Annotated in this window: 16 protein-coding genes; 9 read left to right on the top strand and 7 right to left on the bottom strand. The window is 72.8% G+C overall.

Annotated features, from left to right (window positions below):
- Positions 1–22: 22 nt before the first annotated feature.
- The 5 genes from ABZ478_RS15640 (at position 23) to rocD (ending at position 3,924) form a co-directional block, all read left to right on the top strand.
- Positions 23–973 (top strand): cytochrome c oxidase assembly protein, encoded by a 951-nt coding sequence (locus ABZ478_RS15640; protein WP_359549318.1) that lies wholly within the window; start codon positions 23–25, stop codon positions 971–973.
- Positions 974–1,044: 71 nt separating this feature from the next.
- Positions 1,045–1,212, top strand: coding sequence for a hypothetical protein (locus tag ABZ478_RS15635; RefSeq protein ID WP_359549317.1), 168 nt, complete (start codon positions 1,045–1,047; stop codon positions 1,210–1,212).
- A 35-nt stretch (positions 1,213–1,247) separates the two neighbouring features.
- Positions 1,248–1,733, top strand: coding sequence for an Lrp/AsnC family transcriptional regulator (locus ABZ478_RS15630; RefSeq protein WP_359549315.1), 486 nt, complete (start codon positions 1,248–1,250; stop codon positions 1,731–1,733).
- Between the two features lie 164 nt (positions 1,734–1,897).
- Positions 1,898–2,707: a dimethylargininase gene (gene ddaH, locus ABZ478_RS15625; protein WP_359549311.1), complete on the top strand. Its 810-nt coding sequence runs from the start codon at positions 1,898–1,900 to the stop codon at positions 2,705–2,707.
- On the top strand, positions 2,707–3,924 hold the full coding sequence (gene rocD / locus ABZ478_RS15620) for an ornithine--oxo-acid transaminase (protein ID WP_359549308.1): 1,218 nt from the start codon (positions 2,707–2,709) through the stop codon (positions 3,922–3,924). The genes ddaH and rocD overlap by 1 nt, the downstream gene beginning before the upstream one ends.
- 42 nt (positions 3,925–3,966) lie before the next feature.
- Here the strand turns inward: rocD and ABZ478_RS15615 are convergent, their stop codons facing one another.
- From ABZ478_RS15615 to ABZ478_RS15605, 3 genes are all read right to left on the bottom strand, one after another.
- Positions 3,967–4,596: a DUF305 domain-containing protein gene (locus tag ABZ478_RS15615; RefSeq protein ID WP_359549307.1), complete on the bottom strand. Its 630-nt coding sequence runs from the start codon at positions 4,594–4,596 to the stop codon at positions 3,967–3,969.
- Between the two features lie 79 nt (positions 4,597–4,675).
- The gene (locus tag ABZ478_RS15610; protein ID WP_359549305.1) at positions 4,676–5,071 is read right to left on the bottom strand and encodes a DUF6153 family protein; all 396 of its coding nucleotides are present in this window, start codon (positions 5,069–5,071) and stop codon (positions 4,676–4,678) included.
- 82 nt (positions 5,072–5,153) lie between these two features.
- Positions 5,154–5,873, bottom strand: a complete 720-nt coding sequence (locus ABZ478_RS15605) for a histidine phosphatase family protein (protein WP_359549302.1) — start codon at positions 5,871–5,873, stop codon at positions 5,154–5,156.
- A gap of 250 nt (positions 5,874–6,123) precedes the next feature.
- On the opposite strand from ABZ478_RS15605, the gene ABZ478_RS15600 reads away from it, so the two are divergent.
- Together ABZ478_RS15600 and ABZ478_RS15595 are read left to right on the top strand one after the other, a co-directional pair.
- Positions 6,124–6,777, top strand: coding sequence for a response regulator transcription factor (locus ABZ478_RS15600; protein ID WP_359549300.1), 654 nt, complete (start codon positions 6,124–6,126; stop codon positions 6,775–6,777).
- A complete protein-coding gene (locus ABZ478_RS15595) occupies positions 6,774–7,877 on the top strand; it encodes a histidine kinase (protein WP_359549297.1) in 1,104 nt (367 codons plus the stop codon). Before ABZ478_RS15600 ends, ABZ478_RS15595 begins: the two co-directional genes overlap by 4 nt.
- Here ABZ478_RS15595 and ABZ478_RS15590 read toward each other — a convergent pair.
- Positions 7,835–8,461, bottom strand: a complete 627-nt coding sequence (locus ABZ478_RS15590) for a helix-turn-helix domain-containing protein (protein ID WP_359549295.1) — start codon at positions 8,459–8,461, stop codon at positions 7,835–7,837. The two genes, ABZ478_RS15595 and ABZ478_RS15590, sit on opposite strands and share 43 nt — an antisense overlap.
- 201 nt (positions 8,462–8,662) lie before the next feature.
- On the opposite strand from ABZ478_RS15590, the gene ABZ478_RS15585 reads away from it, so the two are divergent.
- Together ABZ478_RS15585 and ABZ478_RS15580 are read left to right on the top strand one after the other, a co-directional pair.
- A complete protein-coding gene (locus ABZ478_RS15585) occupies positions 8,663–9,382 on the top strand; it encodes a lysophospholipid acyltransferase family protein (RefSeq protein WP_359549292.1) in 720 nt (239 codons plus the stop codon).
- A 70-nt stretch (positions 9,383–9,452) separates the two neighbouring features.
- Positions 9,453–10,469, top strand: coding sequence for an NAD(P)-dependent oxidoreductase (locus ABZ478_RS15580; RefSeq protein ID WP_359549570.1), 1,017 nt, complete (start codon positions 9,453–9,455; stop codon positions 10,467–10,469).
- A gap of 52 nt (positions 10,470–10,521) precedes the next feature.
- Here the strand turns inward: ABZ478_RS15580 and ABZ478_RS15575 are convergent, their stop codons facing one another.
- The 3 genes from ABZ478_RS15575 to ureG all read right to left on the bottom strand — a co-directional run bounded on the left by ABZ478_RS15575 (position 10,522) and on the right by ureG (position 13,683).
- Positions 10,522–12,117, bottom strand: coding sequence for an alpha/beta hydrolase (locus tag ABZ478_RS15575; protein ID WP_359549290.1), 1,596 nt, complete (start codon positions 12,115–12,117; stop codon positions 10,522–10,524).
- Positions 12,118–12,250: 133 nt separating this feature from the next.
- A complete protein-coding gene (locus ABZ478_RS15570; protein WP_359549287.1) occupies positions 12,251–13,018 on the bottom strand; it encodes an urease accessory protein UreD in 768 nt (255 codons plus the stop codon).
- The gene (gene ureG / locus ABZ478_RS15565; protein ID WP_359549285.1) at positions 13,006–13,683 is read right to left on the bottom strand and encodes an urease accessory protein UreG; all 678 of its coding nucleotides are present in this window, start codon (positions 13,681–13,683) and stop codon (positions 13,006–13,008) included. Before ureG ends, ABZ478_RS15570 begins: the two co-directional genes overlap by 13 nt.
- Between the last annotated feature and the right edge of the window lie 35 nt (positions 13,684–13,718).

Here is a 13,718-nt window from a genome sequence, read left to right as displayed (position 1 = left end):
CCCACGAATCAGGAGCCGGCGGATGGATCACAGCGGCCACGGCATGACGATGGACCTGCCGCCGTTCACGCTGGCCCGGGGGCTGCACTGGTCGGCCGACCCGTTCTTCCTCGTGGCCTGTCTGGCCGGGCTGGCCCTGTACGGATGGGGTGTCGTGCGGCTGCGGCGGCGCGGGGACTCCTGGCCGGCCGGCCGGACCGTGTCGTACGTCGTCGGTGTCCTCACCATCGCCCTGATGATGTGCACCAGACTGAACGACTACGGCATGGTCATGTTCAGCGTGCACATGGTGCAGCACATGGTGATCAGCATGCTGTCGCCGATCCTCGTCCTGCTCGGCGCCCCGGTGACCCTGGCGCTGCGCGCGCTGCCGACCGCCGGCCGGGGCCGCAAGGGCCCGCGCGAGCTGCTGCTGATGCTGCTGCACAGCCGCTACATGCGGGTGATCACGCACCCTGTCTTCACCATCCCGCTGTTCATCGCGAGCCTGTACGCCCTGTACTTCACCCCGCTGTTCGACTTCCTCATGGGCTCCAGGACCGGGCACGCCGCGATGATGGTGCACTTCCTCGCCGTCGGCGTCGTGTTCTTCTGGCCGATCATCGGCGTGGACCCCGGACCGCACCGGCCGGGCTACCTGATGCGGATGCTGGAGCTGTTCGCGGGCATGCCGTTCCACGCCTTCTTCGGCATCGCGCTGATGATGGGGTCCACGCCGATGGTGGCGACGTTCCGGAACCCGCCCGCCTCGCTCGGCATCGACGCGCTCGCCGATCAGAACGCGGCCGGCGGCATCGCCTGGGCGTTCAGCGAGATCCCGTCCGTGCTGGTGCTGATCGCGCTGCTGTTCCAGTGGTACGGCTCCGAGCAGCGGCAGGCCAGGCGCAAGGACCGGGCCGCGGACCGCGACGGCGACAAGGAGCTGGAGGCGTACAACGCCTATCTGGCCTCCCTCAACGCGCGCGAGGGCTGAGTACGCGGTATGCCTTCCGGGCGGAAACCGGGGCACTATGGTGATGGACGGACCATGAGGAGGGTGTCGCGATGCCCGGTTCCACGAACGGTTCCACCAAGGCCATGGGGGCGATGACGGTCGGCGGGCTCGTCGTCGTGACGGCGTACACCGTCGCGCTCGGCGGCAACGGCTGGCTGTGGTTCGGCTGGGTGGTCCTCGGGCTGCTGACACTCGCCATGGTCGTCACCCGGCCGTAGGCCCGGTCGCGGGTACGGCTGGCTACAGTGCCCGCATGAACAGCAGGGCCGCGTCGTTCGACGACCTCGACCGCAAGATCGTCACCGCGCTGATGGCGAACGCCAGGACCAGTTTCGCCGAGATCGGCGCGGCGGTCGGGCTGTCGTCCACGGCGGTCAAGCGGCGCGTGGACCGGCTGCGGGAGACCGGGGTGATCACCGGGTTCACGGCGACCGTGCGGCCCTCCGCGCTGGGCTGGCGCACGGAGGCGTACGTCGAGGTGTACTGCGAGGGCGCGGCCCCGCCGCGGCGCCTGGCGGAGGTCGTCCGCAACCATCCGGAGATCGCGGCGGCCATGACGGTGACCGGCGGCGCGGACGCGCTGCTGCACGTGCGGGCGCGGGACGTGGAGCACTTCGAGGAGGTGCTGGAGCGGATCCGCGCCGAACCCTTCATCCGGAAGACGATCAGCGTGATGGTGCTCTCCCATCTGCTCCCCGAGAGCCCGGAGGCGGGCGCAACCCAGGCGGCGCCCGAATGAGCGCGCGGCAAACCCCTTTTCACGCAGTGATGATGCGTTAACGCCGTCACGAACGCAGCGATGCTGCACATGTGCGCAGCCCTTGTTCCTTGTCGTCCGTCTCCGTCGCTTTCTACCGTGGTGTCATCCTTCAGTGACACACAGGAAAGCGGAGGGAACCCTCTGTGCCCGAAAGCCGTGTGCCGCGCCATCGGCGCTTCCTCGTCTGCGAACCCAGACACTTCGCCGTGCAGTACGCGATCAATCCTTGGATGCATCCCGACAAGCCGGTCGACGTCGACCTGGCCCGGGAGCAGTGGCAGGCCCTGATCGGCGCCTACCGGACCCACGGGCACACCGTGGACGCGGTCGATCCGGTCCCTGGCCTGCCCGACATGGTCTTCTCCGCCAACGCCGCGTTCGTGGTGGGCGGCCGGGTCTTCGGGTCCCTGTTCCACGCCCCGGAGCGGCGTCCCGAGTCGGTCCACTACGACACCTGGTTCAAGGCGGCCGGGTTCGACGTCCACCGCCCCGAGGCGGTCACCGAGGGTGAGGGCGACCTGGTGTGGACGGGCCGGTACGTGCTGGCCGGCACCGGTTTCCGCACCACCCGCGAGGCCCACCGCGAGGCCCAGGAGTTCCTCGGCCACCCGGTGATCGGCCTGACGCTGGTGGACCCGTACTTCTACCACCTGGACACGGCGCTGTTCGTCCTGGACGACGACAACATCGTCTACTACCCGGAGGCGTTCTCCCCGGGCAGCCGGGAAGTGCTGCGGCGCCTGTACCCGGACGCCGTGCTCGCCACCCGCGACGACGCGATGGCGTTCGGCCTGAACTCCGTGTCCGACGGCAGGCACGTCTTCATCGCACCCAAGGCCGAGGCGCTGGCCGAGCGCCTGGCCGGCCACGGCTACGTTCCCGTCCCCGTCGACCTGTCGGAGTTCCACAAGGCCGGCGGTGGCATCAAGTGCTGCACCCAGGAGATTCGCTGATGACCGCACCCGCGCGCACCCGTACGTCCGAGGACCTGATCCGGGCGGAGGAGCCGGTCCTCGCGCACAACTACCACCCCCTGCCGGTGGTCGTCGCCCGGGCCGAGGGCACCTGGGTGGAGGACGTCGAGGGCCGCCGCTACCTCGACATGCTGGCCGGCTACTCGGCCCTCAACTTCGGCCACCGGCACCCGGAGCTGATCGAGGCCGCGCACGAGCAGCTCGACCGCCTGACCTTGACCTCCCGCGCCTTCCACAACGACCGGCTGGCCGGGTTCGCGCAGCGGCTCGCCGCGCTGACCGGGCTCGACATGGTGCTGCCCATGAACACCGGCGCCGAGGCGGTGGAGAGCGGCGTCAAGGTGGCGCGCAAGTGGGCGTACGACGTCAAGGGCGTCCCCGCCGACCGGGCGACGATCGTGGTGGCGGCCGAGAACTTCCACGGCCGTACGACGACGATCGTCAGCTTCTCCACGGACGAGTCGGCCCGCGCGGGCTTCGGCCCCTTCACGCCCGGCTTCCGGGTCGTGCCGTACAACGACCTGGCCGCGCTGGAGGCGGCGGTCGACGAGACGACCGCCGCGGTGCTGATCGAGCCGATCCAGGGCGAGGCCGGGGTCGTCATCCCGGACGACGGCTATCTGACCGGTGTCCGTGAGTTGACCCGCCGCAAGGGCTGCCTGTTCGTCGCGGACGAGATCCAGTCGGGCCTCGGCCGCACCGGCCGCACCCTCGCCGTCGAGCACGAGGACGTCGTCCCCGACGTGCTGCTGCTGGGCAAGGCGCTGGGCGGCGGCATCGTGCCGGTGTCGGCGGTGGTGGCCCGGCGCGAGGTGCTGGGCGTGCTGCGCCCGGGTGAGCACGGCTCCACGTTCGGCGGCAATCCGCTGGCCGCGGCGGTCGGCTCGGCGGTCCTCGGGCTGCTGGAGACGGGCGAGTACCAGCGCCGGGCGGCCGAGCTGGGCCTGGTCCTGCGGGACGGCCTGACCGAGCTGGTCGGCAGGGGCGTGACCGGGTTCCGGGCGCGCGGGCTGTGGGCGGGCGTCGACGTCGACCCAGCGATCGGCACCGGCCGCGAGATCAGCGAGCGGCTCATGCGGGAGGGCGTCCTGGTCAAGGACACCCATGGCTCCACGATCCGGCTGGCGCCCCCGCTGACCATCACGGCCGAGGAGCTGCGCTCGGCGCTGGGCTCCCTGGAGAAGGTGCTGGGCTGAGGGAGGCGGGGGGCCGGACCGGTGCCGGCCCCCCGCTTCGTGTCAGCTCCCGCCGAGGATCCGCTCCATCTCCTGGATCTCGGCGTTCTGCGCCCGGACGATGTCACCGGCCATGGTCCTGGCGGGGCCGTAGGCGCCCCTGGACTTCTCGGTGCCGGCCATCTCGACGGCGCCCCGGTGGTGTTCGACCATCAGCGACAGGAACCTGCTGTCGAAGTCCGCGCCGGTGGCCTTCTTCAGCGCCGCCATGTCGTCGTCGCTCATCATCCCGGCCATGCCGGTCGTGCCGGTGTGTCCCGAGTGGTCCATGCCGGCCATGGGCACCTGCTCGCCCCAGGCGGTCAGCCAGCCGGTCATGGTCCGGATCTCCGGGTCCTGCGCCTTCTCGATCCGGGCGGCGAGGTCCTTCACCCGGGCCGAGGAGGCCCGGCCGTCGGCGAGCTTCGCCATCTCCAGGGCCTGCCGGTGGTGCGGGATCATGCCCTGGGCGAAGGAGACGTCCTGGGCGTTGTGGGGGCCGGCGGCGGTGGCGGACGCGGCGGCCGACGCCGGGCCGCCGTGTCCCGCGTGGGCCGCGCCGTCGTCGCTGCCGCCGCAGGCGGCGAGAGCCAGTGAGGCGGTCACGGTGACCGCGAGGAGGGCGGCGCGGCGCGTCAGGGTACGGATGGTCATGCTGGAACTCCTGCTGTCGGAGAGATGATTTCGGGCACGCGTGGGTGGACGGCCGCCGTGCGGGCGGTCGTCGGTGCCTCTAGATCCGCAGGAGTTGCAGTTCGGCCAGGGTGGGCGGTGCTCGGGCGTCGTCCGGTGCGGCGGCAACGAGGGAGCGGCGGGCGCCGGCCGGGGGCCGGGCGGTCACCGGGCCGGGCACCAGTACGGGCGGCTGAAGGCCGTCCTTGACGGCGCCGGACGCGCAGGACGGGTCGGCGTGGTGCAGGTGGCCGCCCCCGCAGTGACCGTCCGGACAGGCGTCCTGGGCCATGACGACGACCGCGCGGTGCTGGGCCCGGGCCCGTGCCGGGTGCCCGGTGCCGCCGCCGGGCGCCAGGGCGTGCATGCCCAGCAGGCCGGCCAGCACCGCAAGCACGAGCAGCGCACGACGGGACCGTCGAGGCGGTCGCGGGGCGCGCTGCTGGTTGCCGGGCATCGCGGACATCGTACGGGGCGGGCGGCGCGAGCGGCGACGGGACTCGCGTCACGGCCGCGGCGGCGGCCAGGGCGGGGCGCCGTTACGGGCGCGTGGCGGCGTAGTCGGCTCCGTCCACCCGGGGGTACCGCAGGGGCTCGGCCCAGGTCCCGGCGGACGGGACGAGGGCGTGGGCGGCCTCGTCCCGGCCGGCGTGCTGGTGCGGGTACCGGTGGATCACGGTGAACCGCCGGGCCGCCTCGAAGGCGGCGGAGCCGAAACTGACGTCCCAGTGGCCGCGCTGCCAGGTGAGGGACACCGGGGACAGGGTCGGCACGTCGAGGCGCCAGAACGCTCTCGCCGGCGCGGCCAGGGCGTGTACGAGCGCGGCCCGGACGACGGCCGGTTCGGTGACGGCCAGCACGTGGCCCGGCTCCTCGGCGACGACACCGAGCCAGTTCGCGGTGTGCCGGCAGAACCGGCGGACCGACTCGCCCCCGTGCGGTGCCGCGTCCGGGTCCGTCAGCCAGGCGGTGAGGGCGTGCGGGTCCGCCGCGGCGATCTCGCCGACCGTACGGCCGCGCCAGGTGCCGAGGTCGAGGTCGCGCAGCGCGGGCTCGACAGCCGCCGTCAGGCCCAGGGCCTCGGCGGTCCACCGGCAGCGCAGGGACGGTGCCCGCACGGCCCGGGTGTGGGAAGGCAGGTCCGCCCGGGCGGCGCGTGCCGCAGCCAGCTCGCGTCCGGTCGGTGGAGCGTCACCGAAACGGGTGCCGGGGGTGGGCTCCCCGCCGCTCGTGCTCAGGAACGTGAGGCGGATCGTCATGCGACTGACCTCCTTCGTGCACCGGCACGGCTCTCGGTCAGGGAAGACAGGGCGCGGACCGGCTCCGGGCTCATGCGTACCAGGGTCCGTGGCCACCCCCGGCCACGACCATCCGGCGGATGTCCGGAAACCGCCCCGCCGACCGGCTGGGACTGCCCCGCCGCCCGGCTGAACCCGCCGCCGTACCGGCCCGGCGCGCCGCTCGGCGCGGTACGGATGAGACTGGAAACCGGCAGCGAGTGGAGCACACGTGATCCGGGTACTGGTGGTCGACGACGAGGCCCTCATCCGCACGGGCTTCCAGCACATCCTCGACGCGGCGGACGACATCGAGGTCGTGGCGGCGGTGCCCGGCGGCCGGGCGCTCACCGCCGTGCGGGAGGCGGGGCCGGACGTCGTGCTGCTGGACATCCGGATGCCGGACGTGGACGGGCTGACGGTCCTGGCGGAGCTCCGCCGACTGCCCCACCCCCCGGTCGTGGCCATGCTCACCACGTTCGACATGGACGAGTACGTGGAGACGGCCCTGCGCTCGGGTGCGGCGGGCTTCCTGCTCAAGGACACCGACCCCGAGGAACTGCCCTTCCTGGTGCGGGCCCTGGCCGACGGCGGCACCGTCCTGTCGTCCAAGGTGACCCGGACGGTCGTGGACGGCTTCCTGGGCGCCGGCTCGCAGGAGGCCGCCGCCCACACCATCGAACGGCTGACCGACCGCGAGCGCCATGTGCTGCTCCTGGTCGCGGAAGGGCTGTCCAACGGCGACATCGCCACCCGGATGCATCTGAGCACCGGGACGGTCAAGGACCATGTGAGCGCCATCCTGACCAAACTGGGAGTGGGCGGCCGGGTCCAGGCCGCCCTGCTCGCCCAACGGGCCGGGCTCCTCGAGAAGGGGGAGGGATGACACCCCGCCGCCTGCCCGCGCCGCTGCTGGACGCCGCCGTCGTCGTCTGCTCGCTGTTCGACGTCTGGGTGCACTTCGACAGCGACGAGCCGCTGCGCATGACCTTCGCCTTCATCGCCGCCTTCGCGCTGCTGCTGCGCCGCCGCCTGCCGCTGCTGACGTTCCTGCTCACCCTGCCCTCCGTCCTGCTCTCGGACGCCGTCTTCGCCGCGCTGGCCGCGCTGTACACCCTGGCCTCGCTCACCCGCCGCCGAGTCCTGCTGGCCCTGTGCGCGCTGACGTTCACGTTCAGCGACGTCACCCGATGGCCGTCGCCCGCGATAGACCTGCTGGGCACGTCGACGTTGATCACCCTGACCTACACCGCGGCGATGGCCGCCGCTCCCGTGTTCCTCGGCCAGCTCGTCCAGACCCGGCGCGATCTGTCGCTGCGGCTCACCGAGATCTCCGAGGCGCGCGACCACGAACAGCTGCTGACCGCCCAGGCCGCGCTGTCCAAGGAACGCGCGCAGCTCGCCCGCGAGATGCACGACGTGGTCTCCCACCAGGTGAGCCTGATCGCGGTACGGGCGGGCGCGCTGCAGGTGGGCAGCCGGGACCGGGAGGCCAAGGAGGCGGCGGCCACCATCCGGCGGCTGAGCGTCCAGACCCTGGACGAGCTGCGGCACATGGTCAACGTCCTGCGGGCCTCCGGCGGCCGCCCGACCGAGCTGACCCCGCAGCCGTCCCTGGCCGATCTCCAGCAGCTCGTCGAGGGCAGCGGCATCGAGACCAAGCTGCGTATGGATCTGCCGCGGGACCTGCCGCCGACCGTGCAGCGCGCCGTCTACCGCACCATCCAGGAGGCCCTGACCAACATCCGTAAGCACGCCCCTGGCGCCGCCGCGACCGTCTGCCTCGGCCACCAGGACGGCACCGTGCGCGTCACGGTGACGAACTCCGCGCCGACCCGGCCCGCGCTCCCCCTGCCCAGCTCGCACTACGGCCTGGTCGGCCTGGGCCAGCGCGCCTCGCTCCTCGGCGGCACCATCACCTCCGGACCGACCACGGACGGCGGCTACGAACTGCGTCTGGAACTGCCCGCGACGGGCGCGCCCTGAGTACCGAGGAAGTCCAGCCAGCGCAGCAGCCGGGCGCCCTCGCGGGTCATGACGTCCGGGTCGCGCAGGGCGTGGGCCATGAGCGACATGCCCTGGCAGCCGGAGACGAGGGTGAGGGCGAGGTCCTCCGGGCCGGGCAGGCCCAGCTCGCGGAACTGGCCGGCGGCCCAGTCCAGCAGCCGCCGCAGCACCGCCCCGGCCTCCGTGCCGAGGGTGTCGTCGGCGCGCTTGCCGAGTTCGGCGGCCAGCGTGCCGGTGGGGCAGCCGTGGCGGGCGACGACGTCCCGCTCCCCGATCCAGGACTCGACCAGCGCCTTCAGGCGGTCGCGCGGGCCGGCCTCCCGCTCCAGCCGCCCGGTGAGCTCGTCCAGCCGCGCGCCATGCTCGGCCAGCGCGGCCCGGACCAGGTCGTCCTTGGTCCTGAAGTAGTAGTAGACGTTGCCGACGGGGACGCCGGCGGCGCGCGCGATGTCGGCGAGGGTGGTGCGTTCGACCCCCTGTTCGTGCAGCACCCGGGCCGCCGCCGCGGTGAGCCGCTGCCGCTTGGCCGACGCCTGTGCCCGCCGGTCCGCTGAGTTGGTCACCCGCCCGACTATAAGCAGCCCCGCGGCCTTCCGGCGTTCGGGCAGCACCCGTCCGGGGCAGCCGGTCGGGGCCGGACCCGACACGGTCCGGACCGGTGCCGGACGGCCGCGCCTGCACCTACACTGACATCCCACGACAGGCCGAATGACGAGCGAGAACGCGGTGGTTGAGCCAGTCCGCCAGGAGTGAGGAGCGGCCCCTTGTTCTACTACGTGCTCAAGTACGTCCTCTTGGGCCCCCTGCTCAGGCTGGTCTTCCGGCCCCGGATCGAGGGGCTGGAGCATGTGCCGGCGTCGGGTCCGGCGATCGTCGCGGGCAACCATCTCTCCTTCTCGGACCACTTCCTGATGCCGGCGATCCTGAAGCGACGGATCACCTTCCTCGCCAAGGCCGAGTACTTCACCGGGCCGGGCGTCAAGGGCCGGCTCACCGCCTTCTTCTTCCGCAGCGCCGGGCAGATCCCGGTGGACCGCTCGGGCAAGGACGCGGGGCAGACCGCGATCCGCGAGGGGCTCGGGGTGCTCGGCAAGGGCGAGCTGCTCGGCATCTATCCGGAGGGGACCCGGTCGCACGACGGCAGGCTGTACAAGGGCAAGGTCGGCGTCGCGGTCATGGCGCTGAGGGCCGGGGTGCCGGTCGTGCCCTGCGCGATGATCGGCACGTTCGAGGCGCAGCCGCCGGGCCGGGTCGTACCCCACATCCGCCCCGTCATGATCCGCTTCGGCGAGCCGCTCGACTTCTCGCGCTACGCCGGCATGGAGAAGGAGAAGGCCGTGCTGCGGGCCGTCACCGACGAGATCATGTACGCGATCCTCTCGCTGTCCGGGCAGGAGTACGTCGACCGGTACGCGGCCGTCGTCAAGGCGGAGCAGGCGGACGCGAAGAAGGAACGCAAGTCCCCCCGGACGCCGTTCGGCTGATCTCTGCCCTCGGCAGAACGGCTCGGCCCCGGGCCTGCTCCGTGCCTAGGCTCGCCTCATGAAGAGGGCAGTGGTGATCGGGGCGAGCGGGCAGATCGGCCGTCCGGTGGTGGCGGCGCTGGCACGGGACGGCTGGGAGGTGACGGCCGCCTCGCGGGGCGGCGGCCGGGACGGGTCGTGGGACACCGGCGTGCGGGTGGTACGGCTGGACCGGTCCGACGACGGCGCGCTCGCCGCCGTGGTGGGCGACGGCTGCGATCTCGTCGTCGACATGGTGGCGTACGACGCCTCGCACGCACGGCAGTTGACGTCCCTCGCGGACCGGATCGGCTCCGCGGTCGTCGTCTCCAGTGTGTCGGTCTACGAGGACGGCAAGGGGCGGGGCTTCGACACCGCCGGCGATCAGGACGGCTTCCCGGTGTATCCGGTGCCGGTGCCCGAGTCCCAGCCGGTGGTGGCGCCGGGCGCGGCGTCCTACTCCACCCGCAAGGCGGCCTTGGAGCAAGAACTCCGCCTGGCCGAGGCGGAGTTGCCGACGACGGTGCTGCGGGCGGGCGCGGTGCACGGCCCGCACAGTCCGCTCCCCCGGGAGCTGTACTTCGTGAAGCGGAACCTCGACGGCAGGCGCCGCCGGGTGCTCGCGTACCGCGGGGAGAGCCGCTTCCATCCGGCGAGCGCCCGGAACATCGCGGAGCTGGTGCGGCTGGCGGCGGCCCGGCCGGGTGCCCGGGTGCTCAACGCCTGCGACGGCGGGGCACCGACGGCGGCGGAGATCGGGACGGCGATCGACGCGGTCATGGGCGTGGAGACGGAGACGACGCTGCTGGACGGTCCGCCGCCCGGCGGGACCGTGGGCGGGAGCCCGTGGTCGGTGCCGCTGCCGGTGGTCCTCGACATGTCCGCCGCCGAGCGGGAGTTGGGCTACCGGCCGGTGGTGTCGTACGCGGACAGCCTGCCGGAGACGGTGGAGTGGCTGACCGGTGCGCTGCGCGACGGGGACTGGCGGGAGCGCTTCCCGGTCATGGCGCGGGCGTACCCCGGTGCCTTCGACTACGCGGCCGAGGACGCCTGGTCGGCCGAGGCATGACGAAGGGGCGGCCGGGAAGCCCGGCCGCCCCTGTGGTCCGAACCGCCGCCGGTTACGGCTTGGGCGTGGCGTGCGGCGCGCAGGTCACGTCGGCGGAGTCCAGCTTGCCGCCGAGGAGATAGGCGTCGACCCGGTCGTTGATGCAGGGGTTGACCAGGCCCGTCACACCGTGGGAGCCCGCGTCCCGCTCGGTGATGAGACGGGAGCCCTTGAAGCGCTTGTGCAGTTCGACGGCGCCCTGGTAGGGGGTGGCGGCGTCATGCGTCGACTGGACGATCAGCACCTGCGGGAGACCGCGGTGGGTGCCCACCTCGACGGGCGTGTGCTGCTTGGCCGGCCAGGTGGCGCAGGGCAGGTTCATCCAGGCGTTGGCCCAGGTCATGAACGGGTGGTCCCGGTGGAGCCGGGTGTTGTCCCGGTCCCACTTGCTCCAGCTGGTGGGCCACTTGGCGTCGGCGCACTCGACGGCGGTGTAGACCGCGTTGCTGTTCTCCGAGGCGGCGTTGCCGGCCGTGTCCGCCATGTCGGGGGCGGCCGCGTCGACGAGGGCCTGGGTGTCACCGGCGACGTACTTGCTGAACACCGAGGCGACCGGCACCCATGAGGAGTCGTAGTACGGGGCGCTCTGGAAGAACGAGATCAGCTCGGCCGGGCCGACGACCCCGCCGAGCGGGCTCTTCTTGGCGGTGGCGCGCAGCTCGAGCCACTTGGCCTGGACGGCGGCGCGGGTGGTGCCCAGGTGGAAGGCGGCGTCGTTGGCGGCGACCCAGTCCTCCCAGTCCTTCCAGCGGCCCTCGAAGGCGACGTCCTGGTCCAGGTTGGCCTGGTACCAGATGCTCCGCTTCGACGGGTTCACCACGCTGTCCACGACCATGCGGCGCAGGTGGCCCGGGAAGAGGGTGCCGTAGACGGCGCCGAGGTAGGTGCCGTAGGAGACGCCGAGGTAGTTGAGCTTGCGCTCACCGAGCGCGGCGCGGATGACGTCCAGGTCGCGGGCGGTGTTCGGCGTGGTCATGTGCGGCAGCATCGTGCCGCTGTGCTCGGCGCAGCCCTGCGCGTACTCGCGGGCGAGCCCCCGCTGGGCGGTCTTGTCGGCCTCGGTGTCCGGCACCGGGTCGGCCTTGGGCGCCTTGACGAACTCCTGCGGGTCGACGCAGGAGATGGGCGCCGAGTGGCCGACGCCGCGCGGGTCGAAGCCGACGAAGTCGTAGGCCTTCGCCGCGTTCGCCCAGACGGCGCTCTTGGTGGTGACCCGGCGCGGGAAGCGCAGGCCGGAGCCACCGGGGCCGCCCGGGTTGTAGACGAGCGCGCCCTGGCGCTCCTTCTGGGTTCCGGTGTTGCCGATGCGGTCGACGGCGAGCTCGATCTGCTTGCCGTCGGGCTTGCTGTAGTCGAGCGGCACGGTGACCCAGCCGCACTGGATGGGCTTCTCCAGCCCCCAGTCGGCGGGGCAGTCCCGCCAGTCGATGCCGGCCTTGGCGGCGCGGGCGGCGGCGATCTCGGCGCCGACGGCCTCGCGGTCCCGTCCGTGACGGCTGTCGGCGCTGGCCGCGGGCGCCGACACCGCTCCGGCTATCAGGGTCGCCGTGACGAGCGCTCCGGCCGAACCGAGCGCCAGCAGGCGGCTCTTCGGTCTGTTGTCCCTCAAGTGGACTCCCATTGCACATCGCTGCGAGTGGTCAGACGGGGATCCTCGCGGCTGTGAGCCACCTGAGAACAGGGGAGGCCGATCTTCTTTACCAATCCGATAAACGGATCAGTGCGTCTTCTGAGCGGAACAGCTAGCTGAGCAGGGCGAGCGCCTCGTCGAGCAGCCGCCGCAGCCTCAGCGCGTCGGGGGCCACGGCACTGACGAGCACCGCCGGTCCGGCGAGCGGCATCAGCGCCGCGCACTCCCCCAGTATCCGCGCGGCGGGCGGCTGCTCCGCGAACTCCGGCCGCACCACGACCAGTTGCCCCACGGACCGGTGGCCGCCGAGCACGGCGGGGCCGTCCCAGCCGCCGGGTGCTCCGGGCCCGCAGCTCAGCTCCTGGTCCAGCAGGGTCCGGCCGGCGAGCCGCACGGTGAGCCGGCTGGTCAGCCGTCCGGGCTCCTCTCCGGCCCGCCCGAGCACCTGCTCCTCGCGCAGCACGAGCCGTGCTCCGGCGGCGAGTTCGGCCCGAGTGGTGACGTGCAGGTCGCTGCCGCCGGCTGAAATAAGCTGTTCCGGCAGCCAGTTGAGCTCGGCGTCCTCGGCGACGTCGAGCCGTACGTCGTACCGTGCCTCGCCCTTGTGCTGGCCCGGCAGCGCGATGGTGGCGGTGGCCGAGCCGACGTGCAGCCGGGCGCCCTCGGCGACCCGTGCCCGTACCCGGAAGCGGTCGCCGCCGAGCGGGCCGCTCATCGCGCCCACGACCATCACCCGCGCCTCGTCGCCGCTCGCCCGGACGCGGCGCAGCGCGAGCGGGCCCTGGCCGTCCAGTACGGGCAGAGCGGTGCCGCCCCGTCCGTCGCTCCGGGCGACGATCCGTGCGTCCGCCCGGACCCCGGCCGCCGTCACGCCGTCCACGCGGCCAGCCGCCCCCGCACCCACGCGGCCACGTCCGAGACTCCCGTGTCGTCTCGCAACGACTGCAGGACCACCGGGAGTTCGGCGCGTTGTGCCTTGGCGTCGGCGGCCATCCGGGCCAGGTCGGAGCCGACGTACGGCGCGAGGTCGGTCTTGTTGACGACGAGCAGGTCGGCGGTGGTGACGCCGGGTCCGCCCTTGCGCGGGATGTCGTCGCCGCCGGCCACGTCGATCACGAAGATCTGCGCGTCGACGAGTCCCCTGGAGAAGGTGGCGGTGAGGTTGTCCCCGCCGGACTCCACGAGGATCAGGTCCAGCGGCCCGACCGCGTCCTCCAGGTCCTCCACCGCCTCGAGGTTGGCGGAGATGTCGTCGCGGATCGCGGTGTGCGGGCAGGCGCCGGTCTCCACGGCGGTGATCCGCTCGGGCGGCAGCACGGCCTCCCGGAGCAGGAACTCGGCGTCCTCACGGGTGTAGATGTCGTTGGTGACGACGGCCAGGGACCACTCCTCGCGCAGGGCCCGGCAGAGCGCGGCGACGGTGGCGGTCTTCCCTGACCCGACGGGACCGCCGAGCCCGATGCGCAGGGCGCGCCGGGCCCCGTCGGGCCGGTGGGCGTCGGCGCTCACGGCGGCGGGGCCGTGGTGGGTGTGGTCGAGGTGCATGGACGGCTCCTGTCTGGGGTGCCTCGACCGGGGGC

This window comes from Streptomyces sp. NPDC005706, assembly GCF_040631045.1.
Classification (GTDB): domain Bacteria; phylum Actinomycetota; class Actinomycetes; order Streptomycetales; family Streptomycetaceae; genus Streptomyces.
The sequence above is the reverse complement of the archived record's forward strand: the minus strand, read 5'-3'. Positions and strand labels throughout refer to the sequence as shown.

Coding starts and splice junctions, on each gene's coding strand:
- ABZ478_RS15640 (WP_359549318.1), top strand. CDS start 23: ATGGATCACAGCGGCCACGGCATGACGATGGACCTGCCGCCGTTCACG.
- ABZ478_RS15635 (WP_359549317.1), top strand. CDS start 1,045: ATGCCCGGTTCCACGAACGGTTCCACCAAGGCCATGGGGGCGATGACG.
- ABZ478_RS15630 (WP_359549315.1), top strand. CDS start 1,248: ATGAACAGCAGGGCCGCGTCGTTCGACGACCTCGACCGCAAGATCGTC.
- rocD (WP_359549308.1), top strand. CDS start 2,707: ATGACCGCACCCGCGCGCACCCGTACGTCCGAGGACCTGATCCGGGCG.
- ABZ478_RS15615 (WP_359549307.1), bottom strand. CDS start 4,596: ATGACCATCCGTACCCTGACGCGCCGCGCCGCCCTCCTCGCGGTCACC.
- ABZ478_RS15610 (WP_359549305.1), bottom strand. CDS start 5,071: ATGCCCGGCAACCAGCAGCGCGCCCCGCGACCGCCTCGACGGTCCCGT.
- ABZ478_RS15605 (WP_359549302.1), bottom strand. CDS start 5,873: ATGACGATCCGCCTCACGTTCCTGAGCACGAGCGGCGGGGAGCCCACC.
- ABZ478_RS15595 (WP_359549297.1), top strand. CDS start 6,774: ATGACACCCCGCCGCCTGCCCGCGCCGCTGCTGGACGCCGCCGTCGTC.
- ureG (WP_359549285.1), bottom strand. CDS start 13,683: ATGCACCTCGACCACACCCACCACGGCCCCGCCGCCGTGAGCGCCGAC.